Annotated in this window: 24 protein-coding genes; 7 read left to right on the forward strand and 17 right to left on the reverse strand. The window is 74.2% G+C overall.

The features are described from left to right. The first annotated feature begins 9 nt into the window (after positions 1-9). Positions 10-369: a YrdB family protein gene (locus ACFFHU_RS05935; protein ID WP_377336519.1), complete on the forward strand. Its 360-nt coding sequence runs from the start codon at positions 10-12 to the stop codon at positions 367-369. Positions 370-429: 60 nt separating this feature from the next. On the opposite strand, the gene ACFFHU_RS05940 is transcribed toward ACFFHU_RS05935, so the two are convergent. From ACFFHU_RS05940 to ACFFHU_RS05950, 3 genes are read right to left on the reverse strand one after another with little or no spacing between them, the layout of a single operon-like run. Further along, positions 430-3,123 carry a bifunctional acetate--CoA ligase family protein/GNAT family N-acetyltransferase gene (locus tag ACFFHU_RS05940; protein ID WP_377336522.1) on the reverse strand — a complete coding sequence of 898 codons (2,694 nt, stop codon included), beginning with the start codon at positions 3,121-3,123 and terminating at the stop codon, positions 430-432. 4 nt (positions 3,124-3,127) lie between these two features. Then, positions 3,128-4,309, reverse strand: coding sequence for an acetoin utilization protein AcuC (locus tag ACFFHU_RS05945; protein ID WP_377336524.1), 1,182 nt, complete (start codon positions 4,307-4,309; stop codon positions 3,128-3,130). A 48-nt stretch (positions 4,310-4,357) separates the two neighbouring features. Then, the gene (locus ACFFHU_RS05950) at positions 4,358-5,218 is read right to left on the reverse strand and encodes a sulfurtransferase (protein WP_377336526.1); all 861 of its coding nucleotides are present in this window, start codon (positions 5,216-5,218) and stop codon (positions 4,358-4,360) included. 152 nt (positions 5,219-5,370) lie between these two features. Between ACFFHU_RS05950 and ACFFHU_RS05955 the strand changes: the two genes are divergently transcribed. Next, a complete protein-coding gene (locus tag ACFFHU_RS05955) occupies positions 5,371-6,063 on the forward strand; it encodes an iron-dependent transcriptional repressor DtxR (RefSeq protein WP_377336528.1) in 693 nt (230 codons plus the stop codon). A 108-nt stretch (positions 6,064-6,171) separates the two neighbouring features. Here ACFFHU_RS05955 and ACFFHU_RS05960 read toward each other — a convergent pair whose 3' ends face one another. The 3 genes from ACFFHU_RS05960 to ACFFHU_RS05970 form a co-directional block, all read right to left on the reverse strand. Continuing rightward, positions 6,172-6,717, reverse strand: coding sequence for a hypothetical protein (locus ACFFHU_RS05960; RefSeq protein WP_377336530.1), 546 nt, complete (start codon positions 6,715-6,717; stop codon positions 6,172-6,174). Positions 6,718-6,843: 126 nt separating this feature from the next. Continuing rightward, positions 6,844-8,130 carry an L-2-hydroxyglutarate dehydrogenase gene (gene lhgD / locus ACFFHU_RS05965; protein WP_377336532.1) on the reverse strand — a complete coding sequence of 429 codons (1,287 nt, stop codon included), beginning with the start codon at positions 8,128-8,130 and terminating at the stop codon, positions 6,844-6,846. Positions 8,131-8,166: 36 nt separating this feature from the next. Further along, positions 8,167-9,315 (reverse strand): serine hydrolase domain-containing protein, encoded by a 1,149-nt coding sequence (locus ACFFHU_RS05970; protein ID WP_377336534.1) that lies wholly within the window; start codon positions 9,313-9,315, stop codon positions 8,167-8,169. 105 nt (positions 9,316-9,420) lie between these two features. Here ACFFHU_RS05970 and ACFFHU_RS05975 point away from each other — a divergent pair, with 105 nt between their 5' ends. Then, positions 9,421-10,173 carry an alpha/beta fold hydrolase gene (locus ACFFHU_RS05975; RefSeq protein WP_377336536.1) on the forward strand — a complete coding sequence of 251 codons (753 nt, stop codon included), beginning with the start codon at positions 9,421-9,423 and terminating at the stop codon, positions 10,171-10,173. 96 nt (positions 10,174-10,269) lie between these two features. On the opposite strand, the gene ACFFHU_RS05980 is transcribed toward ACFFHU_RS05975, so the two are convergent. After that, positions 10,270-10,509: a DUF5522 domain-containing protein gene (locus ACFFHU_RS05980; RefSeq protein ID WP_377336538.1), complete on the reverse strand. Its 240-nt coding sequence runs from the start codon at positions 10,507-10,509 to the stop codon at positions 10,270-10,272. 103 nt (positions 10,510-10,612) lie between these two features. On the opposite strand from ACFFHU_RS05980, the gene ACFFHU_RS05985 reads away from it, so the two are divergent. Further along, positions 10,613-11,611, forward strand: coding sequence for a class I SAM-dependent methyltransferase (locus ACFFHU_RS05985; RefSeq protein WP_377336540.1), 999 nt, complete (start codon positions 10,613-10,615; stop codon positions 11,609-11,611). 129 nt (positions 11,612-11,740) lie between these two features. Here ACFFHU_RS05985 and ACFFHU_RS05990 read toward each other — a convergent pair whose 3' ends face one another. From ACFFHU_RS05990 to ACFFHU_RS06015, 6 genes are all read right to left on the reverse strand, one after another. Continuing rightward, entirely contained in the window at positions 11,741-12,676 is a 936-nt protein-coding gene (locus tag ACFFHU_RS05990; protein ID WP_377336542.1) for a DUF2332 domain-containing protein, read from the reverse strand. Between the two features lie 44 nt (positions 12,677-12,720). Further along, on the reverse strand, positions 12,721-13,146 hold the full coding sequence (locus tag ACFFHU_RS05995; protein WP_377336544.1) for a hypothetical protein: 426 nt from the start codon (positions 13,144-13,146) through the stop codon (positions 12,721-12,723). Beyond that, entirely contained in the window at positions 13,143-13,559 is a 417-nt protein-coding gene (locus tag ACFFHU_RS06000; RefSeq protein ID WP_377336546.1) for a hypothetical protein, read from the reverse strand. Before ACFFHU_RS06000 ends, ACFFHU_RS05995 begins: the two co-directional genes overlap by 4 nt. 164 nt (positions 13,560-13,723) lie before the next feature. Next, positions 13,724-16,648 (reverse strand): vitamin B12-dependent ribonucleotide reductase, encoded by a 2,925-nt coding sequence (locus tag ACFFHU_RS06005; protein WP_377336548.1) that lies wholly within the window; start codon positions 16,646-16,648, stop codon positions 13,724-13,726. Between the two features lie 55 nt (positions 16,649-16,703). Then, complete coding sequence (gene nrdR, locus ACFFHU_RS06010) at positions 16,704-17,237, reverse strand: transcriptional regulator NrdR (protein ID WP_377337254.1); 534 nt, start codon at positions 17,235-17,237, stop codon at positions 16,704-16,706. A gap of 282 nt (positions 17,238-17,519) precedes the next feature. Then, positions 17,520-17,882 carry a LysM peptidoglycan-binding domain-containing protein gene (locus tag ACFFHU_RS06015; protein ID WP_377336550.1) on the reverse strand — a complete coding sequence of 121 codons (363 nt, stop codon included), beginning with the start codon at positions 17,880-17,882 and terminating at the stop codon, positions 17,520-17,522. A 261-nt stretch (positions 17,883-18,143) separates the two neighbouring features. On the opposite strand from ACFFHU_RS06015, the gene lexA reads away from it, so the two are divergent. Further along, the gene (lexA, locus tag ACFFHU_RS06020; protein ID WP_377336552.1) at positions 18,144-18,935 is read left to right on the forward strand and encodes a transcriptional repressor LexA; all 792 of its coding nucleotides are present in this window, start codon (positions 18,144-18,146) and stop codon (positions 18,933-18,935) included. 182 nt (positions 18,936-19,117) lie between these two features. Here the strand turns inward: lexA and ACFFHU_RS06025 are convergent, their stop codons facing one another. Beyond that, a complete protein-coding gene (locus tag ACFFHU_RS06025; RefSeq protein WP_377336554.1) occupies positions 19,118-20,161 on the reverse strand; it encodes a hypothetical protein in 1,044 nt (347 codons plus the stop codon). A 50-nt stretch (positions 20,162-20,211) separates the two neighbouring features. Continuing rightward, positions 20,212-21,669, reverse strand: a complete 1,458-nt coding sequence (gene hflX, locus ACFFHU_RS06030) for a GTPase HflX (RefSeq protein WP_377336556.1) — start codon at positions 21,667-21,669, stop codon at positions 20,212-20,214. 174 nt (positions 21,670-21,843) lie between these two features. Between hflX and ACFFHU_RS06035 the strand changes: the two genes are divergently transcribed. Then, positions 21,844-23,325, forward strand: a complete 1,482-nt coding sequence (locus ACFFHU_RS06035; protein ID WP_377336557.1) for an NAD-dependent malic enzyme — start codon at positions 21,844-21,846, stop codon at positions 23,323-23,325. Positions 23,326-23,473: 148 nt separating this feature from the next. Here the strand turns inward: ACFFHU_RS06035 and dapF are convergent, their stop codons facing one another. Both dapF and miaA read right to left on the reverse strand, forming a co-directional pair. Then, positions 23,474-24,376 carry a diaminopimelate epimerase gene (gene dapF / locus ACFFHU_RS06040; protein WP_377336558.1) on the reverse strand — a complete coding sequence of 301 codons (903 nt, stop codon included), beginning with the start codon at positions 24,374-24,376 and terminating at the stop codon, positions 23,474-23,476. 105 nt (positions 24,377-24,481) lie between these two features. Beyond that, a complete protein-coding gene (miaA, locus tag ACFFHU_RS06045; RefSeq protein ID WP_377336559.1) occupies positions 24,482-25,384 on the reverse strand; it encodes a tRNA (adenosine(37)-N6)-dimethylallyltransferase MiaA in 903 nt (300 codons plus the stop codon). 234 nt (positions 25,385-25,618) lie between these two features. On the opposite strand from miaA, the gene ACFFHU_RS06050 reads away from it, so the two are divergent. Further along, the gene (locus ACFFHU_RS06050; protein WP_377336560.1) at positions 25,619-26,827 is read left to right on the forward strand and encodes a DUF349 domain-containing protein; all 1,209 of its coding nucleotides are present in this window, start codon (positions 25,619-25,621) and stop codon (positions 26,825-26,827) included. Positions 26,828-26,841 lie beyond the last annotated feature (14 nt).

Consider the following 26,841-nt stretch of genomic DNA (forward strand, 5'->3'; position numbering starts at 1 on the left):
AATGTCCGGATGCTGCGTGGACTGAATCTCACCCTGCGGTTCCTGCTGGAGCTGGTGGCGCTGGCCGCGCTCGGCTACGGCGGTTGGCAGGCCGGCTGGTCCGGCTGGAGCCGCCCGCTGCTCGCGGTGCTCCTGCCGGTAGCCGGCGCGGTGCTGTGGGGGCTTTTCGTGGCGCCCCGCGCCCGCTACCCGCTGCCGGATCCGCTCCGCCTGCTGCCCGAGTGGGTGGTGTTCGGCGGTGCCACGCTCGCATTGCTGCTCACCGGACACCCGGTGCTCGCGGTCGTGTTCGCGGTGCTGGCGGCCGCAAACCGGGTGGCGCTCCGGCTGCTGGATACCAGCACAGGTGGGGCGACGCTGCCCGGCTGATGCTGCCTATGTTAAAAGGGGGCCCTTGCTATACAAAAAGCGATAAGAAGGGGCCCTTCCTTACAGTCGGCGGGGGCCGGTGTCCGGACGCAGCGCCGCGGGCCGCAGGGTGGCCTCGGCATGGAGCACGGTAAGGCCGTCCGGGCGGGCCAGCACCGGGTTGAGGCGCAGCGTGCGCACCTCCGGGTGGTCGTCCACCAGCCGGCCCACCCGCAGCAGCAGGTCCACCAGCGCGGCCCGGTCGACCTGGTCGGCGCCCCGGTAGCCGTGCAGCAGCGGCGCCAGCCGGGGCTCCTCGATCAGCCCCGCCGCGTCCCGGTCGGTGAGCGGGGCGGCTCGCCACGCCCGGTCGCCGAGCAGCTCGGTGGCCACGCCGCCGAGCCCGAAGCCGACCACCGACCCGAACGCCGGGTCCACCACGGTCTCCACCACGCACGCCACCCCGGCCGGGACCATCGGCTGCACCAGGACCTCCGGGCCGAAGCCGGCGGCCAGTTCGGCGTACGCGCTCCGCAGGGCGCGCTCGTCGGCCACCCCCAGCCGGACGGCGCCCAGATCGAGCCGGTGCCGCAAACCGGGACGGGCCGATTTGAGCACCGCGGGGTAGCCGAGCCGACCGGCCACGCCGGCGGCCTCGTCCGCCGTACCGGCCAGCCCCGACGGGGTCACCTCGATCCCGTACGCCCGCAGCAGCGCGGCGGTCATCCCCGGCCCGCCGGCCGCGATGGCCGACCGCCCGGCCTCCTCGGCGATTCCCGGCAGCTCGGGCAGCTCCCCCGGGGGGCGCCGGCGCCACTGCGCGTACTCGACCACCCGGGCCAGCGCCCGGACGGCCTCCTCCACCGACGGGTACGACGGCACCCCGGGCGGGAGCCGGCCGGCCAGGTACGTGGCGACCGTCGGCCGGTCACCGGCCAGCGCCACGCTGGTGAGCGCGGTGACGAAGTCGGCGTCCTGGTCGGGGAACTGGCCGGGCAGCGGGGGCGCGAAGACCACCACCAGGGCGTCGACCCCGGGGTGCACGGCCGCGTCGGCCACCGCGTCGCCGAACTCGTGCGCCGTTGCCTGCGGGCCCACGTCGGCCGGGTAGCCCCGCGCCACCACGAGGCCGCGGGACCGGCAGGCGGTGGCGGCCAACCGGGTCAGCGCGGACGAGTTGCCGACGATCCCGATCCGGCGGCCGGCCGGCAGCGGCTGGTTGGCCAGCAGGACCCCGGCATCCAGCAGCTCGGCCACGGTCTCCACCCGGACCACCCCGGACCGGGCGAACAGCGCCGTGACCGCCGCGGCGTCCGGCCCGACGACCCCGACCGGGTCGGTCGATCCGGCCGGCTCCCCCGATCCCGCCGGCTCCCCCGATCCCGCCGGCTCCCCCGATCCCGCCGGCTTCACCGATCCCGCCGGCTCCACCGATCCCGCCGGCTCCACCGATCCCCCCGGCTCCACCGGTGGGGCGGCGAGCGCGACGATCGGCTTGGTCCGGCCGATCTCCCGGGTGAGCCGGGCGAACTTGTGCGGGTTACCGAACGTCTCCAGGTAGAGCAGGATGACGTCGGTGCGCGGGTCGTCCCGCCAGTACTGCAGCAGGTCGTTGCCGGAGACGTCGGCCCGGTTGCCGGCCGAGACGAAGCTCGACAACCCCAGCCCGCGCCGGTCGGCCTCGGCCAGCAGCTCGACACCGAACACCCCGGACTGGCTGAACAGGCCCACCCGGCCGGGGGCCGGTAGCCGGGGCGCGAGGGTGGCGTTGAGCCGTACCGTCGGGTCGGTGTTGGCGATGCCCAGGCAGTTCGGTCCGACCACCCGCATGCCGGCATCGTGCGCGGCGCGGACCAGATCGTGCTGGGCCCGCTCCCCCGCCGGGCCGGCCTCGGCGAAGCCGGCCGAGACCACCACCAGGCCGTGCGCGCCGGCGGCGGCCGCGTCGGCCAGGACCCCGGGCGTCGCGTCCGGGGCCACCGCGACCAGCGCGAGGTCCACCGGCGCGCCCACGCCGGCCGCGGACGGGTACGCGGGCAGCCCGGCGACCGTGCCGGCGGTCGGATGCACCGGTACGACCGTCCCGGTGTAACCGCCGTCCCGCAGGTGCCCGAGCAGCGCCGCGCCCACCCCCTGGCCGGTGGTGCTCGCGCCGTAAACGGCCACCGCGCGCGGGGCGAGCAGCCGGGCGATCGACCGCGCCTCGGTGCGCTGCTCGCGGCGGCGCTGCACGGCCAGCGACTGCTCGGTGGGGGCGATCGGGAACGTCAGGTGCACCACGCCGTCGGCGTACTGCCGCTGCACCTGGTAGCCGAAGTCGGCGAAGACCCGCAGCATGGCGCCGTTGGTGGGCAGCACCTCGGCCACGAAGCCGGCGATGCCCTCCTGGCGGGCCGCCTCGGCCAGGTGCTCCAGCAGCACCGAGCCGATGCCCCGGCCCTGGTGCGCGTCCTCCACCACGAACGCCACCTCGGCCTCCGGCGCGGCCGGGCCGAGCCGCTCGTACCGGCCGACCGCCAGGATGCGGTCGCCGGAGGTGACCACGAACGCCTCCCGGTCGTGGTGGTCGACGGTGACGAAGCGGGCCAGGTCGCGTTCCGGGATCCGCGGGTACGGCGAGAAGTAGCGCAGGTAGCGGGTGCGCTCGGAGAACCGCGAGTGCATGGCCACGATGGCCGGCGCGTCGGCCGGGGTTATCTGTCGCAGGTGGACGGTGGACCCGTCGGTGAGCAGCACGTCCGCCGACCGGTCGGGGACCTCCACGGCGCCGGTCATCGGCTCAGTCGCGCGGGTCGTGCGGGTCGAGGCCGTGCAGCGGGAACACCGCCTTGCGGGTGGCCATGATGGCCCGGTCCACCGCGTCGGGCTCGCCGCCCGGCTGCCACGGCTCGTACGCCGGATCGGCGTCGTCGGTCATCCGCAGCGGCACCTCCCGGCCCGGGCGCCGGCTCTCGGCCAGCTTCCGCCAGCGCGCCGGGGTCAGCTTCGCGGGCTTGACCGGCTCCCCCGTCACGATGGCCAGCAGGTGGGTCCAGGCCCGCGGCACCACCTCGACGAGCGCGTACCCGCCGCCGCCGAACGCCACCCAGCGGCCGTCGCAGAGCTCGTCGGCCAGGTCGCGCAGGGCCAGGTAGGCGGCTCGCTGGCCGTCCACCGACAGCCGCAGGTCGGCCAGCGGGTCGAGCCGGTGCGCGTCGGCCCCGCACTGGGTGACCAGCAGCTGCGGCCGGAACGCCCGGAGCACCGACGGGACCACCGCGGCGAACCCGCGGTGCCAGCCGGCGTCGCCGGTGCCGGGCGGCAGCGGCAGGTTGACCGCGCTTCCGTCGGCGCCCGGGCCGCCGGTCTCGTCCGGGAAGCCGGTGCCGGGGAACAGCGCCAGCGGGGTCTCGTGCAGGCTGATCGTGAGCACCCGCGGGTCGTCGTAGAAGATGTGCTGCACCCCGTCGCCGTGATGCACGTCGATGTCCACGTAGGCGATCCGCTCGGCGCCCGAGTCGAGCAGCCGGGCGATGGCCACGGCCGGGTCGTTGTAGACGCAGAACCCGGCGGCCCGGTCCGGCATGGCGTGGTGCAGCCCGCCGGCCACGTTCACCGCCCGGCGCGCGTCGCCCCGCCACACCGCCTCGGCCGCGGCCAGGCTGGCGCCGGCGATCAGCGCGCTGGAGTCGTGCATGCCGTCGAAGACCGGGTTGTCCGAGGTGCCGAGGCCGAACCCGGCGAAGAACGGGTCGTTGGGCGCGGCCCGCACGGCGGCCAGGTATTCCGGGCTGTGCACCCGGGTGAGCGCGGCGTCGTCGGCCGGCGCCGGCGCGACCATCCGGACCCCGGGCCGGTCGAGGATGCCGTATTCCCGGGCGAGCGCCATGGTCAGCTCGACCCGTACCGGATCGAGCGGGTGCTCGCCCAGGTCGTACGCCAGCAGGCTCTCGTCCCAGACCACGACCGTGCCGTCGGACATGGCGTCAGTCTCGCACGCGACCGGGCCCGCGCCCCGGAGGCTTCACGTTCACCCGCGCGGCGGTTCGTCCCCGGTCGCCACCGGCCGGTCGGGGTCGCCGATCCAGTCGCTCCACGAACCCACGTACAGCGCCGCGTCGTCCCGGCCGGCCAGGTGCAGCGCCAGCACGGCCTGCGCCGCGGTCACCCCTGAGCCGCAGTACGCGCCGACGCGTACCCCCGGTTCGACGCCGACCGCCGCGAACCGCGACCGCAGGTCGGCGGCCGGCAGCGGCCGGCCCGGCCCGGCCAGCAGGTCGCCGACCGGCAGGTTGCGGGCCCCCGGAACGTGCCCGGCCACCGGGTCGATCGGCTCGGTCTCGCCGCGGTACCGCTCCGGAGCGCGCACATCGAGCAGCGCGCCGTCGCCGGCGGCCAACCGGGCGGCCGCCGCAGCGTCCAGCACCGGCAGCGCGCCCGGCCGCACGACCACGTCCCCGGGCGCCGGCTCGGGGACGTCGGTGTCGGTCGGCCGGCCGTCGGCGAGCCAGGCCGGGTAGCCGCCGGTCAGCACCCGCACCGGCCGGTGACCGGCCCAGCGCAGCGTCCACCAGGCCCTGGCCGCGGCCAGGCCGTCGCCTCCGTCGTAGACCACCACGGGATGGTCGCGGCGGACGCCGGCCGCGCGCAGGGCCGCCTCGAGCGTGTCCGGGTCGGGCAGCGGGTGCCGCCCACCGTCGCCCGGTGGGCCGCACAGCGCGGTGTCGAGGTCCACGAAGACGGCGCCGGGCAGGTGCCCGGCCCGGTAGTCGTCCCGGCCGGGCGGCCCGGCCAGCCGCCAGCGGACGTCGAGCAGGGTGGGCGGGTCGCCGCCGGCCAGCTCGGCGGCGAGGGCGGGCGCGTCAACCAGGAGATCACCGACACCGGACATAGGGTCAGTGAACACCATCCGGCGCGCGGCGCCGCGTTGTGGCCGATCGTCCGGTTCCCGCCGCGCGGTAGCATCGACAACCGGGGAGGGCCTGACGTGAACGAGCTGGTCGACCGGTGTCGAGTCGCCGCCGTCGCCGGAAGGGGACGGCAATGAACAGACACGACCTAGTGGACACTACGGAAATGTATTTGCGCACCGTCCTCGAGCTGGAGGAGGAGGGTGTGCCGGCCCTGCGTGCCCGGATCGCCGAGCGGTTGCGGCAGAGCGGCCCGACGGTGAGCCAGACGGTCGCCCGGATGGAGCGGGACGGGCTGCTCACGGTCGAGGGTGACCGGCACCTGCGGCTGACCGACCTCGGGCGCAACACGGCCGTCTCGGTGATGCGCAAGCACCGGCTCGCCGAGCTGCTGCTGGTGAACGTCATCGGCATGCCGTACGAGGAGGCCCACGACGAGGCGTGCCGGTGGGAGCACGTGATGAGCGACGCCGTCGAGCGGAAGGTCTACGAGCTGCTCAACCGGCCCACCCGGTCGCCGTACGGCAACCCCATCCCCGGGCTGGAGGCGCTCGGCAGCCAGCCGGTGGGCGAGCCCCGGCCGGTCGCCGAGACCGAGCGCAACCTGGTGTTCCCGGGGCTGAGCGGCGCGGTGACGGTCCGCCGGATCTGCGAGAGCGTGCAGACCGACGCCGACGTGCTGCGCCAGCTGCACGCCGCGGGCGTCGACCCCGGCGCCACGGTCACCGTCGAGCAGGAGCGCGACGGGGTCACCATCGACCGGTCCGGCGACAAGATCACCCTGCCTCGCGAGGTGGCGTCCCGGGTGTTCGTGGCCGCCTCCTGAGCCCGGCCGGCCCGCCGCCGGCGCCACCCGGATCCCCTGCGTCAGCTCGGCGCGCCCGCCAGCTGCCCGCGCCCCTCAGCTCGCGCGCCCGTCAGCTGCCCGCGCCCGTCAGCTCCGCGCATCGATCTGCTTGGCCAGCGACACCAGCCCGGGGATGAGCCTTTCGGTCGCCGCCCGATCGTCCGTCGGCGTTCCGGAGTAGCGGACCGTGAACAGCTGGTGGTCCTGGCTGAGCCAGCCGACCTCGGCGGTGGCCGGGCGGCCCTTGGCCGGCGCCGACGTGGTCTGGTAGGCCGCCTGACCGAGCCCGTCCAGCTTGCGACCGCCGCGCGGCACCGCTGTCGCCCGGAAGATCGCCGGATCGGCCTCCGTCTCGGCCACCGACAGCGCCAGGTCCGGCAGCGCGCCGGCGGCCGACCGCAGCACGCAGCTGCGGGTGCCCTGCACGGCGGTGGCACCGGAGACGTCGAACGGCACGCCCACGGCCGCCCGCACGGCGGCGAAGTCCAGCAATTCGCAGGCGCCGCCCGCGCTGGCCGCCGGCATGTCGGCGAAGGTGGGCGGCGGGATGTCCGCCGGCTCGGCCGGCGCCTCTTGACCGCAGCCGGCGAGGGCCAACAGGCCGACCCCGATCAGGCACGCACGCGCGCGCACGGCATCCTCCCCATCATCCTCGTCCGCTCGTACCCGAGAATCCGTCGCACACCGTACTGGCGGGCGCGGCCGAGCGGAAGCGGTCACCGGGGTACGGGTCGGACGCACGCGTCCTGGGCAGTACACCTAGCTGGGCAACTCCGCGACGATGTGTTTGGCGATCTCCAGCGAGCTGGTGGCGGCCGGTGACGGAGCGTTGAGCACGTGCACCTGTCGGTCACCGCGCACGATCAGAAAGTCGTCGATGAGCGCGCCGTCCGGCGCGATGGCCTGGGCCCGTACGCCCGCACCGGCCGGCCGTATGTCGGCGGCCGTGACCTCCGGGACCAGCCGGGCCAGGCTGGCCGCGAACCGCCGCCGGGACAGCGACCGGGTCACCTCGGCCGCGCCGTACCGCAGGTGGCGGCGGGCCAGCCGCCACAGGCCCGGGTACGTGGCCAGGTCCAGCGCGTCCCGGCCGGCCACCCGGCGCCACGAGTAGCCCTCGCGGTGCAGGGCCAGCACGGCATTCGGGCCGGCGTGCACGCTCCCGTCGATCATGCGGGTGAGGTGCACGCCGAGGAACGGGAAGCGCGGGTCGGGGACCGGGTAGATCAGCCCGCGGACCAGGTCGCGACGCTCCGGACGCAGCTCATGGTATTCGCCGCGGAACGGCACGATCCGGGCCGGCGGATCGACGCCGGCCAGCCGGGCGATCCGGTCGGCGTGCAGGCCCGCGCAGTTCACCAGCACATCCGCCGGCACGTCGCCGTCGGTGGTGTGCACGACGGCGGCCGGCCGCGTCCCGGCGGTCGGGCCAGCGGCGCTGGCCGGGCCGGACGGACCGCCTGCGCCCGTCGTGCCGGGCGTGATGCCGGCGCCCGTCGTGCCCGCGCCCGTCGTGCCGGGCGTGATGCCGGTGACGCGGACGCCGGTGCGGACCCGCGCCCCGGCGGCCGCGAGCAGCCGGCCCAGCGCGGCGCAGACCGCCCGGAAGTCCACGATGGCCGTCGGCGGCACCCACATCGCGCCGGCGCAGCGGACCGCCGGCTCGTGCTCGCGGGCCTCATCCGGGCCGATCAGCCGGACCGGCAGGCCGTTGGCGCCGGCCCGCTCGTGCAGCGCGCGCAGCCCGGGCAGCTCGACCGGCTCGACCGCCACGATCAGCTTTCCGCACACCCTGGTCGGAATGCCCTGCTCGGCGCAGAAGTCCAGCATGGACCGGGCGCCGGCCCGGCAGAGCCGGGCCTTGAGGCTGCCCGGGCGGTAGTAGACGCCGGCATGGATCACCCCGGAGTTGTGCCCGGTCTGGTGGGCGCCGAGCGTGGGCTCCTTCTCCAGCACGGTGACCTCGGCGCCGGGCCGGTCGGTCACGATCCGGTGCGCCGTCGCGAGCCCGACGATCCCGCCGCCGATCACCACGTACCTGGTCACGGCCTCGAACCTACCGGCGGGGCGGCCGGTGGGCGGTCAGGCGCGGGCCGCGTACCGCCAGAAGTCGTGCAGCCAGTCCAGCGGCGCCGGGGAGTCCACGCCCACCTGGGTGAACAGGATGGCCACCGTGCCGGCGGCCGGGACCAGGTAGGCCGATGTGCCGGTGCCACCGACCCAGCCGTACCGGCCGGGCACGTTCCACTCGTCGGTGCGGGCGATGTCCACCGAGCCGCCCATCCCCCAGCCCTGGCCCCGCAGGAACAACCGGCCCATCTCGCGCTGCGCCGGGCTGGTGTGGTCGGTGGTCATCAGCCGCACCGACTCCGTCGACAACAGCCGGCGCCCGTCCGCGGCCGTGCCGCCGGCCAGCAGCATCCGGGCGAACGCGAGCCAGTCGTCCACCGTGCCGGCCAGGCCGCCGGAGCCCAGCGGGAACGCCGGCCGGGTGCTCCACTGCCCGTCCGGCGGATCGGCCAGCCGCAGGTCGCCCTCCGGATCGGCCTTGTAGAGGCTGGTGAACCGGTCCCGGCGGTCGGCGGGCACCTCGAACGCCGTGTCGGTCATGCCGAGCGGCGCGCAGAGCCGCTCGGCGAGGAAGTCCGGCAGCGACCCGCCGGCGGCCCGGGCGATCAGCGCGCCCTGCAGCGCCGAGCACGTGTCGTACAGCCAGCCCGCGCCCGGCTGGTGGACCAGCGGCACCTCGGCCAGCTCGGCCAGCCAGGTGTCGAGATCGGGGAAGGACTGCACCTCACGGCCGTCCCGCTGCACCGGAACCAGCCGCTGGACGGCCGGCAGGCCGAAGTCGGAGGCGAAGCCCCAGCCGGCGGTCGAGGTGAGCAGGTCATAGACGGTGATCGGCCGGTTGGCCGGCACCACGTCCTCGATCGGGCTGGTGGGGGCGCGCACCACCACCGGCTCGGCCAGCTCCGGCAGCCAGGGCCCGATCGGGTCGTACAGCCCCAGCACACCGTCCTCGACCAGCATCAGCAGCGCGGCCGCGGTAATCGGCTTGGTGAGCGACGCGATCCGGAAGATGCTGTCCCGGGCCATCGGCGCCGTGCCCGCCAGGTCCGCCGAACCCACGGCGGTCACCTCGACCCGGTCGCCGTGGGCCAGCAGCGCCACCGCGCCCGGCAGCGCGCCGTCGGCCACATATCCGGCCAGCAGACCGTGCAGATCCGTCACGTCGTTCCCCCTCCGGTCGTCACAGCTTCTCTGGTACTGACCGACGGTCGGGCCGGGAATCACCGGTCGGTCGGATTGTCGTACGGCCGGGGCACACTTCCGGGCATGGCGACCTTCGCGTTCATCCACGGCGCGGCCGATGTGGGCTGGTACTGGCACCTGGTCGAGGCCGAGCTGCGAGATCGGGGGCACCACACCGTGGCGCCCAACCTGCCCTGCGAGGACGATGCGGCGGGCCTGACCGAGTACGCCGACACCGTGCTCGGGGCCATCGGCGACCGTGCCGATCCGGTGGTGGTCGTGGGCCAGTCCTTCGGCGGCTTCACCGCCCCGCTGGTGGCCGAGCGCCGCCCGGTGGCCGGTCTGGTCCTGGTGGCCGCGATGATCCCCGCGCCGGGCGAGTCCCCGGTGAGCTGGTGGTCCAGCAGCGGCTACCCGTCCGCGTCCGGAGGCGACGGCGCGGATGGGGGCGGCGGCGCGGAGGGCGACGAGGGTGGCGGCGGCGCGGAGGGTGGCGGCGGCGCGCCCGACGGCGGCGACGGCGACGCCTACCAGGCGTTCTACCACGACGTGCCGCGGGAGCTGGCCGACGAGGCGATGCGCCGGAGCCGGGGCCAGTCCGAGGCCCGGATGGGCGAGCCCTGGCCGCTGTCCCGGTGGCCGGACGTGCCCACCCGGTTCGTGCTGGGCACCGAGGACCGCTCGTTCCCGCCCGCGTTCCTGCGCCGGCTGGCCGCCGAGCGGCTGGGCATCGTGCCGGACGAGCTCCGCGCCGGGCACTGCATGGCGCTCAGCCGCCCGCGGGAGCTGGCCGCGCTGCTCCACCGGTACGCCACGGAGTTCACCGCGGCGGGCTGACGACGGCGCGGTGGTGTCGGTGGGCGCGGTCCGGCTGGCCGGTTCCCTGGCGGCCGAGGTCCGCCGGGTCGACGTCTCAGCGGGCCGGCGAGGCGGTCAGGTGAGGTACGGGCAGTGCCGGCAGCCGCGGCCGCAGCAGGTTCCCCGGTCGGCCAGGAAGCCGGCCGTGAGCACGAACAGCCCGGTGGCCGGGTCGAGATAGCCGGCCTCCCCCGCCGCCAGCGCCGCGGCGTGCGCGGCGAGGATGCGCTCCCGGTCCGGGTGGTCGAGCGCCAGCCGCGACGGGTGCGGCTCCGTCAACGGTCGGTCGGCCAGCGGCCGGGCTTCGGGGCGCACCCGGCAAGTCTAGAAAATCGAAGATCGCCTGCGGCTGCGGCCGAAGCTCGGCGCTGCGGAAACTGGCTGGCGCCGCACCGGCCGGTCCGGTGATCCTGGCCGGATGGCCTATCACGGCATCGACGCGGACCCCGATCCGACGACCGTGCGCCGGCTGGTGTTCGTGCCCTTCCTGCCGGACGGCGCCTGCGCGGCCGTGCCCGACGGCGCGGGGCTCTGCTTGCCGGGCGGTGAGGTCCGGCCCGGTCAGCACTGGCTGCTCGACGCCGCGCTTCGGATCCCATTGCTGGTCGCCGGCTACAAGCCGCAGCGGGTCCACCCGTTCGCCGCCGACGGTGACCTGGTGTACGCCTGGCTGGACGGCGACCGCTACACCGGCCCGCGACCGCACAACCCCGTCCCCCTCATCACCGGCGACGCCGCCGGGATCGCCGAACGGCTGTCGTTGGCCGGCCGGCCGGACCAGGCGCTGGCGGTACGGGATGGGCACCGCTCCTTCGCCAGCCAGGACGAGGCCAGCTACTACGCCGACAACCGGCGGCTGCTGGAGCCGGCGTACCTGCGCGGCACCACCCCGCAGGCCGCCTCCGGCTTCGGCGGCGACGCCGCGCTGTGGCGGGCACGGCGCCGGATGCTCGTCGACGGGATCGACCGGGACGGCACCTTCCTGGACGTCGGCTGCGCCAACGGGCTGCTGGCCGAATCGGTCCGGACCTGGGCCGCCGAGCGCGGGCTGCGGATCGAGCCGTACGGGGTGGACCTGGCGCCCGGCCTCGTGGAGCTGGCCCGCAGCCGGCTGCCGCGGTGGGCGGACCGGTTCTGGGTGGGCAACGCCATCGACTGGCGACCGGCGGACGGGCGGCGGTTCACGTTCGTGCACCTGCTGCTCGACCTGGTGCCCGCGTACCGCGCCGCGGATCTGCTCCGGCACGCCCTCGCCGCGCTGGTCGAGCCCGGCGGGCGGCTGCTGACCAGCGCGTACCAGGGGCTCGGCGGGTCGCAGCCGGCCGCGGCCGAGCAGGTACGCCGGCTGGGATTCCCGGTGGTCGGGTCGAGCGCGGCCGTCGACGGCACCGCCTCGACCGCCTGGCTGGACGCCTAATCGGCCGCCAGCAGAGGTCAAGCCCAGCAGGCTAGGCCAAGCGGATCAGTCGCCTCCCGGTGGGCCGCTGGGCCCGGACAAGGGCCGCTGGGCCCGGACAAGGAGTGACGCCCGGTCCGCTGGAGATGCCTATCCGAACCAGGCGATTCCCTGACCGTGGCCGCGGGTCCAGGCGAGCGGCCGGCCGTCCAGGGCGAGCACGTTGTGCAGCCCCGGATCCGGCGGCGCCGGCAGGCCGTCGAAGCCGAGCACGTCCGGCGCCTCGACCGAGATCCACCGCGCGGGCAGCGCGCGTACCAGCTCGACGAAGGCCGCCCGGCGCGGCGCCGGCACCTGGTAGAGGACGCTGTGGTGGAACACCACCAGGGTGGCGTCGGCCGGCGCCCGCGCGGCCAGCGCGGGCAGGTCGTCCACCAGGTCGCCGCGGACCAGCAGCGGCGGGTCGGCCGACGCGACGGCCGCGGCGGCGTGCAGCCGGGCCCGCCGGTGCGCGTGCTCGGGCCAGACCAGCGCGTCCAGCCAGGCCACGTCGGCCGGGTCGGTCGCGTCGAGCGGGTTCAGGTCGAGGCCCGCCCGCCACACGACGTCGGGTACGCGGTCCGGCGGCGTGAGGTTGCTGGCCGCACACTCGAGGACCGGCTCACCGTCCCCGACGGCGTGCTCCCCGTACCGGTAGGCGTACCGGTCGGGATACAGGCACAGCCCGGCGGAGGCTCCCACCTCCAGCAGCGCGAGCGGCTGCGGCAGGCCGGCCAGGGCCGGCAGCAGCACCGCGCACCGCCCGGCCTCGTTGGTCTGGGTCGCCCGCGCACGCAGCTGCGCGGCGATCACCGGCCAGTTCGACACGGCAAAGTCGTGGAACGCCGCCGGGTCGTCCACCGGGCCACCAAGCAGCCGTACGACGCCGAACAGCAGGTTGGGCTGTCGCTTGGCGGCCGGCACCGTGTCCAGCAGGCCGAGCAGCTCGGCGTCCCGGGCCACGGCGGTCGCCAGCCGCTCGTACGTCGGCGACTGGCCCCGGGCCTCCCGCGCGGCGAACTCGGCGTACCACTCGGTGGTCGTCACGCACCGATGATCCCAGCGCGCCACGCCACGCGCCGTCCGGCCGCTCAGCTTTCCTCGGCCCAGTACCGGTTCATTCGCTCGACCGCCTGCTGCTTGGTCATGGCCGCGACCTCCGCGGGGTCGAGACGCACCCGATGGATGAGCAGATGGACAAGCTCGGCGGGAAGGGCCTCCGCCGGTACGACCGGCTCGCCCCGGTCCGGCCTGATCCCGTCCCGAGCGCAGCTCCAGAACTCGCGGTCGGTCACGTCGAGCTGGTCCCGGAGGATGTGGCTCCAGATGCTCGGCCCGTACGTCGTGCGGTCGACCGGGTGGGAGATCCTGGTTCGCAGAACCCGGCCGTCCTTGAGAACCAGCTCGTAGGTGACGTGGTGCGTCCCGGTGCGGCCCCGGCTGTCGCGTATCCGGGCCCAGCCCTCGACCTGGCAGAATCGATCATGAGCCTGCCGGGTCGGCTGCGGCCAGGTCACTGCCGGGCCCCCACCAGCCAGTCGCGCAACTGATCATCGTCGCTCAGGCTCACCAGCTGAACCAGTCCCCAGTTGTTGGCGTGGTTCGGCGCGTCGAGCAGGTGGTCCTGCCAGTCGTCGGCGTACTCGCGCAGGGCCGCGACCATCTCGTCCCTGGCCTCGTCGAAGCTCGCCCCGTCGGCGGCGAGAGGCAGGCCCGGAATGAAGATCGACCAGCCGCCGTTCTCGGCGACGACCTGGGCGTGTGACGGACACACGGCAGCGAGGAAGTGCCGCAGCCGCTCGCGATCGACAAAGGCGGTGGTCCGGCTGTCTCGGCGCACGGTCGCGACATGGCCCCGGTCCGCCGCATCCAGGAGGTCCTTCAGGTGCGCCCGCGCATCCGTATAGCTCTCATAATGGACACCCGACATGGCCTCTCCTCTCGCTCCCTCAGGCTTCCAGGCCGCCCCACGTACGTCAAGTACTTCACGTACTTACCGGCTATCCAGTGGCCCGGAACGAGCCGAGCGGGGCCGCCGACCTGGGTCGACGGCCCCGCTCGGCGGGTCACTTCGGAATTCCAGCGGTGCCTCGCTCAGCTGCAGCCGCTGGTGGAGCCGCAGCCCTCGCAGACGTAGCAGCTGCCGGCCGGGCGCATCTTCGTACCGCAGGTGAAGCAGAGCGGCGCGTCGGCGGCCTTGCCGAGCACGGCCTCCAGCAGCTCGGTGGAGGAACCGACGGCCGGCGCCGGCTTCGCGGCCGCCACCTCGGCGGACCCGGTGGCCGCCACGGCGTCCGACCCGGTCGCCACATCGTCGTCCGGCTTGGTCTCGACCGGCGCGGACTGGGCCATGGCGGCCAGGTCCACCCCGCTCTCGGCGTCGGCCTCGGCCCGCAGCTGGGCGGCGCGCTCCTTGGCGGTGAAGATGCCCAGTTCGGCGCGGGTCTCGTAGGGCAGGAAGTCCAGCGCCAGCCGGCGGAAGATGTAGTCCATCACCGAGGCCGCCATCCGCACGTCCGGGTCGTCGGTCATCCCGGCCGGCTCGAACCGCATGTTGGTGAACTTGCTGACGTACGTCTCCAGCGGCACCCCGTACTGCAGGCCGATCGAGATGGCCACCGAGAAGGCGTCCATCACGCCGGCGAGCGTGGAGCCCTGCTTGGACATCTTGAGGAAGACCTCGCCGAGGCCGTCGTCCGGGTACGACGAGGCGGTGAGGTAGCCCTCGGCGCCGCCCACCGAGAAGGAGACGGTCTCGGACGGCCGCTTCTTCGGCAGCCGCTTGCGGACCGGCCGGTACTCGACGACCTTCTCGACAACCTTCTCCGGCGCGGCCGGCGTCGAACCCGCGGCCGGCGCCGACTCGGACTTCGCCGCGGTCGCCTTGCCGGACTTGGCCACCGACAGCGGCTGGCCGACCTTGCAGTTGTCGCGGTAGATCGCCAGCGCCTTGAGGCCGAGCTTCCAGCCCTCGAAGTAGATCCGCTCGACGTCCGCGACGGTGGCGGCCTCGGGCATGTTGACGGTCTTGGAGATGGCGCCCGAAATGAAGGGCTGGACGGCCGCCATCATCCGCACGTGCCCCATCGGGGCGATGGACCGCTCACCCATGGCGCAGTCGAAGACCGGGTAGTGCTCCGGCTTGAGGCCGGGCGCGTCGATCACGTGGCCGTGTTCGGCGATGTGCTCGACGATGGCCTCGACCTGCTCCTCCGGGTAGCCGAGGCTGCGCAGCGCCCGCGGCACCGTCTGGTTGACGATCTGCATCGAGCCGCCGCCGACCAGCTTCTTGAACTTCACCAGCGCCAGGTCCGGCTCGACCCCGGTGGTGTCGCAGTCCATCATCAGCCCGATGGTGCCGGTCGGCGCGAGCACCGACGCCTGCGAGTTGCGCCAGCCGAACTTCTCGCCGGTCTTGTTGCCCGCCGCCCACTGCCGGCCGGCCTCCCGCACGATGGCCGTGGCCACCGGGCCCGCGGCGTCGATCTGGTCGTTGGCGGCCGCGTGCTTGCGCATGACCCGCTTGTGCGGCTCCGCGTTCCGGGCATATCCCTCGTACGCGCCGACCACGCCGGCCAGCTCGGCGGAACGGCGGTACGCCGTGCCGGTCATCAGCGAGGTGATGGCGGCGGACAGCGACCGGCCCTGCTCCGAGTCGTACGGCATGCCGGAGGCCATCAGCAGGGCGCCGAGGTTGGCGTACCCGATCCCGAGCTGGCGGTAGGCCCGGGTGGTCTCGCCGATCTTCTCGGTCGGGAAGTCGGCGAAGCAGATCGAGATGTCCATGGCCGTGATGACCAGCTCGACCGATCGGACGAACTTTTCCACCTCGAAGCCGCCGTCGGCGCGGAGGAACTTCATCAGGTTGAGCGAGGCGAGGTTGCACGAGGAGTTGTCCAGGTGCAGGTACTCCGAGCACGGGTTGGAGGCGGTGATCCGCCCGGTCTCCGGGCAGGTGTGCCAGTCGTTGATCGTGTCGTCGTACTGCAGGCCGGGGTCGGCGCACTCCCAGGCGGCCTGGGCGATGGTGCCGAACAGCTTCTTGGCGTCGATCGACTCGATCACCGCGCCGTCCAGCCGGCCGCGCAGGTCGAACGTCCCGCCGTTCTCGACCGCCCGCATGAACTCGTCGGAGACCCGGACGGAGTTGTTGGCGTTCTGGTACTGCACGCTGACGATGTCCGAACCGCCGAGGTCCATGTCAAAGCCGGCGTCCCGCAGCGCGCGCACCTTGTGCTCCTCGCGCGCCTTGGTGGTGACGAACTCCTCCACGTCCGGGTGGTCGACGTCCAGGATGACCATCTTGGCGGCCCGCCGGGTGGCGCCGCCGGACTTGATGGTGCCGGCTGACGCGTCGGCGCCGCGCATGAAGCTGACCGGGCCGGACGCGGTGCCGCCGGAGGAGAGCAGCTCCTTGGAGGAGCGGATCCGGGACAGGTTGACCCCGGAACCGGAGCCACCCTTGAAGATCAGACCCTCTTCCTTGTACCAGTCGAGGATCGAGTCCATCGAGTCGTCGACCGACAGGATGAAGCAGGCGCTCACCTGCTGCGGCGAGCTGGTGCCGACGTTGAACCAGACCGGCGAGTTGAAGCTGAACACCTGGTGCAGCAGCATCCAGGTCAGCTCGTGCTCGAAGATCTCGGCGTCTGCCGGGCTGGCGAAGTAGCCGTGCCGCTCCCCCGCCACCCGGTACGTCTTCACCACCCGGTCGATGAGCTGCTTGAGCGACCACTCCCGCTCCGGGGTGCCGACGGCGCCACGGAAGTACTTGGTGGTCACGATGTTGGCGGCGTTGACGCTCCAGGACTCCGGGAACTCCACCCCGCGCTGCTCGAAGTTGATCGAGCCGTCCCGCCAGTTCGTCATGACGACGTCCCGGCGCTCCCAGCTCACCTCGTCGTACGGGTGCACCCCCGCGGTGGTCCACACCCGGTCCACCGTCAGCCCCGTCGCCCGGTCGCTGGTCGCCTTCTCCCGCACCCGACCCTTGCCCGCTGTCACGCTCTCCCCCGGCATCTCTTCCGCCCCCTCATCACACGCCGCCGATGGCGGCGCGTCGGTTTCCCAAATATCAGCTGGTTGTGGCCGGCGACGTGTCGGCCGGCAGCCGCCCGTGATCGTCCGGATCACCCGACTGGTCGTCGGCGGCCAGCCGGGCCCGGGCCGCGGCCCGCAACGTCTCGATCTCGCGCTCGAAATCGGCCAACGAGTCGAACGACCGGTAGACGCTGGCGAACCGCAGATAGGCAACCTCGTCCAGGTCGCGCAGCGGGCCGAGAATCGCCAGACCCACCTCGTGGCTGGGCAGCTCGGCCGCGCCCTTGGCCCGGACCGTCTCCTCCACCCGCTGCGCCAGCAGGGCGATGGCGTCCTCGTCCACCGGACGGCCCTGGCAGGCCTTGCGCACCCCGCCGATGATCTTCGTCCGGCTGAACGGCTCCGTGACGCCGCTGCGCTTCACGACGGCCAGCACCGCCTCCTCGACGGTGGTGAACCGCTTGCCGCACTCCGGGCAGGAGCGCCGGCGGCGGATCAGTTGGCCGTCGTCGGCTTCCCGGGAGTCCACGACCCGGGAGTCGGCGTGCCGGCAGTATGGGCAGCGCATCACCGATCTCCCCTCTGCGCGATGTCGGATGTGTCCGCTTTTCAGGCGCACGACGAGCCCGCGTCGACCCGGGAACGGGCCGGCGCGGCTGGCCTGCATCTGAGAAGCGACTCGACGTCGAACCCAACCTATGGACGACTTACACCCTTGTCACTACTAGATGTTGGGGTCGACGTTATTCCGCAGCGGGGCCGCGGTCAAGTTCGTCGGCATGTTCCGGCGCGTCGTCACGCTGCCGCCTGCGACCGGCGGCGCAGCGTCACGGCAGGGCGTGCGGGGCGGTCATCGCCAGGCCGGCAGCACCAGCTGCTGGCCGGCATAGACGGTGTAGTCGTCCAGCCCGTTGAGCCGGCGTATCTCGGCCACCACGGCGATCGGATCGCGGCCGGGTAGTTGGCGCTCGGCGATGGCCCACAGGGTGTCGCCCTGGCGCACCACGGTGGTGGCCGGCGCGCCGGTGGCCGGGTCGGCGGCGCGGGAGGCCGGCGCGAGCAGCGCCACGAGACCGGCGAGCAGCAGCATGAGCGCGACGGCGAGCACCACCCGCCCCCGCCGGGTCAGCCGCAGCGGCGGCGGCTTCGGCCGACCCGACCCGCGCGTGAACCCCGGCCGGCCCGATGCCCCCGCCTCGACCATGGCGACCATGGCGACCCCCCAAGATCGAACAGTAGTTCGATAGTACGGACGTACGATGGTGTATCAGAACAGGCGTACGGATGTCGAGGGATCGGGGCGCGACACGCCGAGCCGAGGTCGTACAGATGTTTGAAACTGTCCGATCTTCCCGATACCGTCTTCACCAACCACCGGTGATCGCACCGGGTTGAACCCCGCACGAGGGTGAAACCAGGCGCATCCGGGCAGCTGGCAGCACCGCCGCAATACCGTCTACCAGGGAGGACGGACGTGTCGACCGACGAGGGCACCAACCGGCAGAAGCACCCGCAGAAGGGGGTCGCGAGCGCCGCCGGGTCCGCGACCCGTCGTCGAGCCGGCGCCCGCTCCCGGGGCGGTGACCCCGGCCTGCGGGCGGTCACGCCGGTGGTGAGCGCGTTCCCCGAGCCGAGCGCCGTCGACCTCACGGCCCGGCAGCGGCGGATTCTCGAGTTCATCCGCAACTGGGTCGAGCGCTACGGATACCCGCCCAGCGTTCGCGAGATCGGCGAGGCGGTGGGCCTGGTCTCCCCGTCGAGCGTGGCCTACCAGCTCAAGGAGCTGGAACGAAAGGGCTTCCTGCGCCGCGACCCCAACCGTCCGCGCGCGGTCGACGTGCGCCCGCCGAGCGACCTCATGGACGACGAGGCGGCCCGGGCCCAACGACCCAGGCCGGCGTACGTGCCCATGCTCGGCCGGATCGCCGCCGGTGGCCCGATCCTCGCCGAGCAGGCGGTCGAGGACATCTTCCCGCTGCCCCGTGAGCTGGTCGGCGAGGGCGAGGTCTTCATGCTCCAGGTCAAGGGCGACTCGATGATCGACGCGGCCATCTGCGACGGCGACTGGGTGGTGGTGCGCCAGCAGCCGACCGCCGACGCCGGGGAGATCGTGGCCGCCATGCTCGACGGCGAGGCCACGGTGAAGACCTACCGGCGACGCGACGGGCATGTCTGGCTGATGCCGCAGAACCCGGCCTTCGACCCGATCCCCGGCGACGACGCCACCATCATGGGTCGGGTGGTCGCCGTGCTGCGTCGGATCTGACCATCCCCGATCCCGGGCCGCCCACCTCAGCGGCGGCCCGGAGCAGCGGTAATCGGCCCTGACAGCGGTAATCGGCCCTGACCCAGGGCCAGGGTCCAGCCCGGGGCCAGCCGTCCCCGGGGATCAGCGTGCGGGGCTGGCCGCCCTGGACGACGCGCGGGTGTGGTGATCGAGGACCGGGATCAGCGGTAACCGGGCTCATCGCCGTAGCCGCCGGCCGGTGGCGGGCCATACCCGCCCGGTCGGTCGGGGCCACGCCCGCCACCCCGGGGCTCGTCGCGATTGCCCCGGCGCCGGCCGCGCGGCTCGTCGTCGTCCTGTCCCGGGCCGCCGTAGGTTCCCGGCCGTCCTCCGCCGGGACCGTCACCCCGGCCACCGCCGTAGACGTTGCCGTTCATGCCGCCGCCGCGGGGACCACCCTCGTAACCGGCCGGTCCGCCGCCCTGCCGACCACCGGCGGCACCGCCACCCTGCCGACCACCGGCGCCGTCCTGCCGGCCACCGGCCGGTCCGCCTCCGTAGACGTTGCCGTTCACGCCGCCGCGACCACCCGGCCGGGCACCGGAGCCCGGTGGGTACCCCGGGCCGCCGGCCGGCGGTGGCACGGGTCGGCCCGGCGGGGGTGACCCGGGTCGCCCCGCCGGCGGCCGTGGCCGACCGACCGGCGCGCCGCCCGGCGGCACCGGTCCCGGCGCCCCGCCGTAGACGGCGCCGCCGGGGCGACCGCCGCCATAGACTCCGCCCGATCGGGACCCGTGCGCCGGCTCGCCCGCGCCGTACCGGCCGCCCGGACCTCCGGGCCGGAAGCCGGGCTCCGGCGGCGACGCCGGCCGGCCGGCCCCCGCCGCCCAACCGCCGCTGGGACCCTCGGCCGCGCCCCAACCGCCGCTGGGGCCCTCCGCCGCGCCCCACCCGGCGCCCGGGCCCTCGGCCGCCGCGCGGTCGGCGCCGGAACCGAGGTCCGCCTCGTCCGACCGGCGCCGGCGGGACTGGATGATCCCGAACACGCCCGCGAGCACCAGGATCAGCCCGAGCCCGCCAACGGCGGCGATCAGGTACGTGATCTGGTCGAGACTGCTCAACGCGACGACCCGGGGCGCCGACGCCAGCGGGGCGCCGACGCCGCCCAGGGTCGCTCCCGGTCCCGCCTGCGCCGGCCCGGCGAACAGGACGGACCCGCCCAGAACACCCGTGGCAGCCGCGGTCGAGGAGAGGGCACGACGCATCGGACCAGTGTCGCATGCCGCGGCGGCCACCCGAGAGACCCGGGCGCTCCTCACTCGCCGTGCTCGGCCGGATCCGGCGCGCCGGGGACCCTCGTGTACGGCGCCAGCCGTGCGGCGAGGGATTCGGTCACCCGTACGTGCAGCTCGGTGCCCTCGCCGGTGTGCGCCGAGCTGAGCACCTCGCCGTCCCGGTGCACCAGGGCCACGAGGTCGCCCCGGGCGTACGGGAGGACGGCCCGGACCTCGACGGCGGGCCGGGGCAGCCGGGCCTCGATGGCGGCGCGGAGGTCGTCGGTCCCGCGCCCGACCCGCGCCGACACGAGGATGGCCTCCGGCCAGGCCCGCTTCAGCCGCAGCAGCGTCTCCTCGTCGGCCGCGTCGATCTTGTTGACGACCAGCAGCTCGGGCAGCCGGTCGGCGCCGACCTCGGCGAGCACCTCGCGGACGGCCCGCACCTGCTCCTCCGGGTCCGGATGCGCGCCGTCCACCACGTGTACGACCAGGTCGGCGTCGCCGACCTCCTCCAGCGTCGAGCGGAACGCCTCGATGAGCTGGTGCGGCAGGTGCCGGACGAATCCGACGGTGTCGGAGAGCGTGTAGACGCGGCCGTCGGCCGTCCGGGCGCGCCGGGTGGTCGGATCGAGCGTGGCGAACAGCGCGTCCTCGACCAGTACCCCCGCCCCGGTCAGCCGGTTGAGCAGGCTGGACTTGCCGGCGTTGGTGTAGCCGGCGATGGCCACGGCCGGCACCGCGTTCCGCGACCGGCGCGCCCGCTTGGTGTGCCGGACCAGCCGCATGCCCTTGATCTCCCGCCGCAGCCGGGCGATCCGGGTCCGGATCCGGCGTCGGTCGGTCTCGAGCTTGGTCTCACCGGGCCCGCGCAGGCCCACGCCGCCGCCGGCGCCGCCGCCGCGGCCGCTGCCGCCGGTCTGCCGGGACAGCGTCTCGCCCCAGCCGCGCAGCCGGGGCAGCAGGTATTCCAGCTGGGCCAACTCGACCTGGGCCTTGCCTTCCTTGCTCTTCGCGTGCTGAGCGAAGATGTCCAGGATCAGCGCCGTCCGGTCCACGACCTTGACCTTGGTCCGCTGCTCGAGGTTGCGCAGCTGCGAGGGAGACAGCTCGCCGTCGCAGATCACCGTGTCGGCGCCGGTGCTGGTCACCACCGAGCTGAGGTCGTCGACCTTGCCGCGGCCGATGTAGGTGGCCGGATCCGGCCGGTTTCGGCGCTGGATCAATCCCTCCAGGACCTGCGACCCCGCCGTCTCGGCGAGCGCGGCCAACTCGGTGAGGGAGTTCTCGGCATCGGTGACGGTGCCCTCGGCCCAGACGCCGACCAGGACGACCCGCTCCAGCCGGAGTTGCCGGTATTCGACCTCGGTGATATCTGTGAGCTCGGTGGACAGGCCCGCGACGCGACGCAACGCCTGACGGTCTTCCAGTTCCAACTCGCCGGTGGTGGCGTCGAGGTCTTCGTCCGCCGACCGGACGAAGCTCTCCTGTTCTCGCAAGCCGGGTCTCCTGTCGATAAGGGTTGTCCGGGTCAATCGTGACACGCGTACCCGTCACCCGCACCCGCTATACCCGCCGGCGCGTCACCCCAGCGGCGGCCCGGCCGGGCGGAGGCGGGAGAATGCCCCTCGCGGTCGCTGGCGACCGCCGCAGCCAGACAACGGAGGAACCTCGTGGCCATCAGCCGACTGCCGAGCGCCGGATTCTCGATCACCATCCGGGTCAGCGTGACCGCGGACGCCTCGGCCATCGGGCGACTGACCACCTCGGTGGGCTCCTCGGGGGCCATCGTGACGGCGCTGGACGTGGTGGACTCCGACCACACCTCGGTGACCGTCGACCTGACCTGTGACACGGCCGACTCCGGGCACGCCGACCAGGTGGTGGCCGCGCTGCGCGAGCTGGACGGCGTCAACGTACGGAAGGTGTCCGACCGGACGTTCCTGCTGCACCTGGGCGGCAAGATCGAGGTGACCCCCAAGGTGGCCCTGCGCAACCGGGACGAGCTGTCCCGGGCGTACACCCCGGGGGTGGCCCGGGTGTGCCTGGCGATCGCCGAGAATCCCGCCGATGCCCGGCGGCTCACCATCAAGCGCAACGCCGTGGCGGTGGTCACGGACGGCTCCGCCGTGCTGGGCCTGGGCAACATCGGCCCGGCCGCGGCGCTGCCGGTGATGGAGGGCAAGGCCGCGCTGTTCAAGCGGTTCGGTGGGGTGGACGCCTGGCCGGTGGTGCTGGACACGCAGGACACCGAGGAGATCATCTCCATCGTCCGGGCGATCGCTCCCGCGTACGGCGGGATCAACCTGGAGGACATCGCGGCGCCGCGCTGCTTCGAGATCGAGGCCCGGCTGCGCGACCTGCTGGACGTGCCGGTCTTCCACGACGACCAGCACGGCACGGCGATCGTGGTGCTGGCCGCCCTGACCAACGCGCTCCGGGTGGTGAACAAGCGGCTGGCCGACGTGCGGGTGGTGGTGTCCGGCGCCGGCGCCGCCGGCACGGCCATCATGAAGCTGCTGCTCCGCCAGGGTGTCGGCGACATCATCGCGTCCGACCGGTACGGCGCGCTGCACCGCGGCCAGGCCGACCTGAACCCGGCCTGGCAGTGGCTGGCCGACAACACCAACCGGGACAACTACTCCGGCGACCTGGCCGGAGCGCTCCGGGACGCCGACGTGTTCATCGGGGTGAGCGCGCCGAACCTGCTCACCGGGGACGACATCGCCACGATGGCCAAGGACGCCATCGTCTTCGCGCTCGCCAACCCCGACCCGGAGGTGGATCCGCGGGAGGCCCGCAAGCACGCGGCCGTGGTGGCGACCGGACGCTCGGATCAGCCGAACCAGATCAACAACGTGCTGGCCTTCCCGGGCGTGTTCCGCGGCATGCTCGACGCGCACGCCGAGGAGTTCACCGACGAGATGGCGCTGGCGGCGGCCCGGGCGATCGCCGACGTGGTGGGCGAGGAACGGGTCAACCCCACGGTGATCGTGCCCAGCGTCTTCGACTCGCGGGTGGCGCCCGCGGTGGCCGCGGCCGTCCGCACGGCCGCGCAGACGCCCGCGCCGCCGCCCGCGGCCGACCCCGGCCCGGCCGACCTGCCGCAGATCGCCGCCCAAACCAGCGCCAACAACCCCCCACTGCCGCACTGACCGGCCCACCCCGCCCCGCCTCCCCGTCGGTTCCCGGCAATCACGGAGTTGTGGTGGCGACGAAGCGGCCATCACCGGACGGAACCCCCACCCCGACTCCATGATCGACCCGGACGGGCGGGCGGACGGACGGACGGGCGGGGGCGGGTCAGCGCGGCAGGGCGGTGGGGTTCACCTCGCCGGCCGCGACCAGCACCGCGGGGCCGGCCAGCCAGCAGGCCGCCTCCTCGATGGTGACGGTCAGCCTGCCCCCGGGCACGTCCACGGTCACCGTGCCGGTCTCCCGGCCACGCTCGCGGAGCGCCACGGCGGCCACCGCGCACGCGCCGGTGCCGCAGGAGAGGGTCTCGGCGGAGCCGCGCTCGTACACCCGCATCCGCACGTGCGCGTCCGTGGCGGCGGCCCCGACCGGCCCCGCGGCCCCGACCGGTCCGGCGGCCGCGACGGGCTCGGGCGAACCGGACGGGGAGCCCACCGGCTCGACGAACTCGACGTTGACCCCGGCCGGGAAGCGGGCCGCCGCGAAACCCGGCGCGCGGGTCAGGTCCAGGTCGTCCAGCCGTACGTCCGGCGGCACCGGGCAGACCAGGTGCGGGTTGCCCACCTCGACGGCCGTGCCGGCGAAGTCACGGCCACCGACCCGGGCCACGGCGCCCTCGGACAACCGGGGCCGGCGCATCCGGACCGAGATCTCCCCCCGGTCGACCCGGGCCCGGACGAGCCCGGCCCGGGTCGCCACCGGCAGCTCCGGCCCGTCGGTGAGGCCGGTGGCCAGCAGGTACCGGACGAAGACCCGGGCGCCGTTGCCGCACATCTCGGCGACCGAGCCGTCCGCGTTCCAGTAGTCCATGAACCACTCGGCGTCCGGGGCGTACCGCGCCGCGTCCGGGTGCGCCGCCGAGCGGATCACCCGGAGCACCCCGTCGGCGCCCACGCCGAACCGGCGGTCGCAGAGCCCGGCCACCAACGCCGGGGTGAGGGTCAGCCCGCCGTCCGGATCGGGGATGATCACAAAGTCGTTGCCGGTCCCGTGGCCCTTGGTGAACTGCACGATCCCATTGTCCCTCGGCCGCCCGACGGGGCCCGGCCAAGCCCCCACCCAGGCCCGTCCACCACGGCCGGGCCGACCAAAAACGGGCCCGGGCGGGCGATCCGCTCAGGGCAGGGCCGCGAGGGCGGCGCGGACCAGATCCGGACGACCGGCGTCCAACCAGGTGATCCGGTCATCCCGGCGGAACCAGGACCGCTGCCGGCGGACGAACCGGCGGGTGGCCCGCACGGTCTCGGCCCGGGCCTCGTCCAGCGACACCGCGCCGTCCAGGGCCCGGAGCACCTGCTGATAGCCCAGCGCCCGGCCGGCCGTACGCCCCGACCGCAGGCCCTGGCCGGCCAGCCGGTCGACCTCGTCGACCAGGCCCAGCTCCCACATCCGGTCCACCCGCCGGGCGATCCGCTCGTCCAGCAGCGGTGTGTCGAGGTCCACTCCGAGCTGCACCGCCGGATAGTGCGGTCGCGGCTCGGGCAGGACGGACCGGAACGGCCCACCGGTCAACTCGATCACCTCGAGCGCGCGGACGATCCGCCGGCCGTTTCCGGGCAGGATCCCGGCGGCCGCGGACGGATCCGCCGCGCGGAGCCGGTCGTACAACGGCGCCGGGCCGACCACCGCGAGCTCGCGCTCGAGCCGGTCCCGGACCGCCGGATCGGTGCCGGGGAAGTCGAACTCGTCCAGCACGGCCCGGACGTACAGCCCGGACCCGCCGACCAGCAGCGGCGTCCGGCCGCGGGCCAGGACGTCGTCCACCGCCGCCCGGGCGAGCCGCTGGTACGCCGCCACGCTGGCCGGCTCGGTCACGTCCCAGATGTCCAGGACGTGATGCGGTACGCCCATCCGCTCGGCCGGGGTGAGCTTCGCCGTGCCGATGTCCATGCCCCGATAGAGCTGCATGGAGTCGGCGTTCACCACCTCCGCGCCGAGGACCTGGGCGAGCTCGATGCTCAGGCCCGACTTACCGGCGGCGGTGGGACCGACGATGGCGACGACCAGGGACACGTCCATACCGTATCGGTCGGGGCCGGCGGCCCCGGCCGACCCGGGGCGCCGGTCGACGCCGCACCGGTGGGACGTCCGGTGGCGGGGTAGGACACCATATGGTCACGGTCGGCGACAGGCGCTCGACGGGAGCGGGGGCACACCTGTGACAATGCCGGGTGGAAACTTCCGTGCAATAAGACTGCGCTGTGGCGGCGCCCCGCGGTTTCGCGGTGGCTCCGGGAGAACGAGGATGGGCACATGACTGACTGGACTGCCTTCGGACGGGTGGACGCGGACGGCACGGTCTATGTCAAGACGGCCGAGGGCGAACGACAGGTCGGTTCGTGGCAGGCCGGCTCCCCGGAGGAGGGACTCGCCCACTTCGCCCGCCGGTTCGCCGACCTGGTGACCGAGGTGGACCTGACCGAGGCCCGGCTCAACTCGGGCGCGGCCGATCCGGGCCACTCGCTCGCCACGTTCCGCCGGATCCGCGCCTCGCTGCCCGAGGCACACGTGGTGGGCGACATCGACGCGCTGGCTGAGCGGCTGGACAGGCTCGGCGCGCGGGCCGAGGAGAAGGCCGGGGAGGCCCGCGCCGCTCGCGACGCCGCCCGGGCGGAGGCCGTGGCCCGCAAGACCGCGCTGGTGGAGGAGGCCGAGAAGCTGGCCGCCGAGTCCACCGGGTGGAAGACGGCCGGGGATCGGTTCAAGGAGATCCTCGACGAGTGGAAGACCATCCGGGGCGTCGAGAAGAAGGTCGACGGCGAGCTGTGGAAGCGGTTCGCGGCGGCCCGGGACGGCTTCACCCGCCGCCGGGGCGCCCACTTCGCCGGCCTGGACGCGCAGCGCAAGCAGGCCCAGACCATCAAGGAGGACCTGGTCGGCCAGGCCGAGGCGCTGGCCTCCTCGACCGACTGGGGCCCGACCGCCGGCGCGCTGAAGGACCTGATGGCACAGTGGAAGGCCGCGCCGCGTGCCTCGAAGGAGGCCGAGCAGCGGCTCTGGGACAGGTTCCGGGCCGCCCAGGACGCCTTCTTCAGCAACCGCAGCGAGGTCTTCTCGGCCCGCGACACCGAGCAGCGGGACAACCTGGAGCGCAAGCAGGCGCTGCTCGGCGAGGCCGAGGCCCTCGATGTCGAGGCCGACCCGCGGGGCGCGCAGAACCGGCTGCGGGAGATCCAGGGTCAGTGGCACGACATCGGCCGGGTGCCGCGGGAGGCGGCCGCCGGCCTGGACCGCCGGCTGCGCGCGGTGGACGACAAGGTACGCCAGGCCATGGACTCGGCGTGGCGGCGCACCGAGCCGTCGGCCAACCCGTTGCTGGCGCAGATGCGCGACCAGGTGGCCGAGGCGGAGCAGCGGCTGGCCCGGGCCCAGACGGCCGGCGACACCAAGCGGATCCGCGAGGCCGAGCGCGCCCTCGAGTCGAAGCGCCAGTTCCTGAAGTTGGCCGAGCAGGCCAGCTGAGGGCCGCCGCCGGC

It is taken from the genome of Plantactinospora siamensis (genome assembly GCF_042434095.1).
Classification (GTDB): domain Bacteria; phylum Actinomycetota; class Actinomycetes; order Mycobacteriales; family Micromonosporaceae; genus KBS50.

Bases quoted from the DNA above. Each gene is read 5' to 3' on its own strand.
- ACFFHU_RS05935 (WP_377336519.1), top strand. From the start codon at position 10: ATGCTGCGTGGACTGAATCTCACCCTGCGGTTCCTGCTGGAGCTGGTG.
- ACFFHU_RS05940 (WP_377336522.1), bottom strand. From the start codon at position 3,123: ATGACCGGCGCCGTGGAGGTCCCCGACCGGTCGGCGGACGTGCTGCTC.
- ACFFHU_RS05945 (WP_377336524.1), bottom strand. From the start codon at position 4,309: ATGTCCGACGGCACGGTCGTGGTCTGGGACGAGAGCCTGCTGGCGTAC.
- ACFFHU_RS05950 (WP_377336526.1), bottom strand. From the start codon at position 5,218: ATGTCCGGTGTCGGTGATCTCCTGGTTGACGCGCCCGCCCTCGCCGCC.
- ACFFHU_RS05955 (WP_377336528.1), top strand. From the start codon at position 5,371: ATGAACAGACACGACCTAGTGGACACTACGGAAATGTATTTGCGCACC.
- ACFFHU_RS05975 (WP_377336536.1), top strand. From the start codon at position 9,421: ATGGCGACCTTCGCGTTCATCCACGGCGCGGCCGATGTGGGCTGGTAC.
- ACFFHU_RS05985 (WP_377336540.1), top strand. From the start codon at position 10,613: ATGGCCTATCACGGCATCGACGCGGACCCCGATCCGACGACCGTGCGC.
- ACFFHU_RS06000 (WP_377336546.1), bottom strand. From the start codon at position 13,559: ATGTCGGGTGTCCATTATGAGAGCTATACGGATGCGCGGGCGCACCTG.
- ACFFHU_RS06005 (WP_377336548.1), bottom strand. From the start codon at position 16,648: ATGCCGGGGGAGAGCGTGACAGCGGGCAAGGGTCGGGTGCGGGAGAAG.
- nrdR (WP_377337254.1), bottom strand. From the start codon at position 17,237: ATGCGCTGCCCATACTGCCGGCACGCCGACTCCCGGGTCGTGGACTCC.
- ACFFHU_RS06015 (WP_377336550.1), bottom strand. From the start codon at position 17,882: ATGGTCGCCATGGTCGAGGCGGGGGCATCGGGCCGGCCGGGGTTCACG.
- ACFFHU_RS06025 (WP_377336554.1), bottom strand. From the start codon at position 20,161: ATGCGTCGTGCCCTCTCCTCGACCGCGGCTGCCACGGGTGTTCTGGGC.
- miaA (WP_377336559.1), bottom strand. From the start codon at position 25,384: ATGGACGTGTCCCTGGTCGTCGCCATCGTCGGTCCCACCGCCGCCGGT.
- ACFFHU_RS06050 (WP_377336560.1), top strand. From the start codon at position 25,619: ATGACTGACTGGACTGCCTTCGGACGGGTGGACGCGGACGGCACGGTC.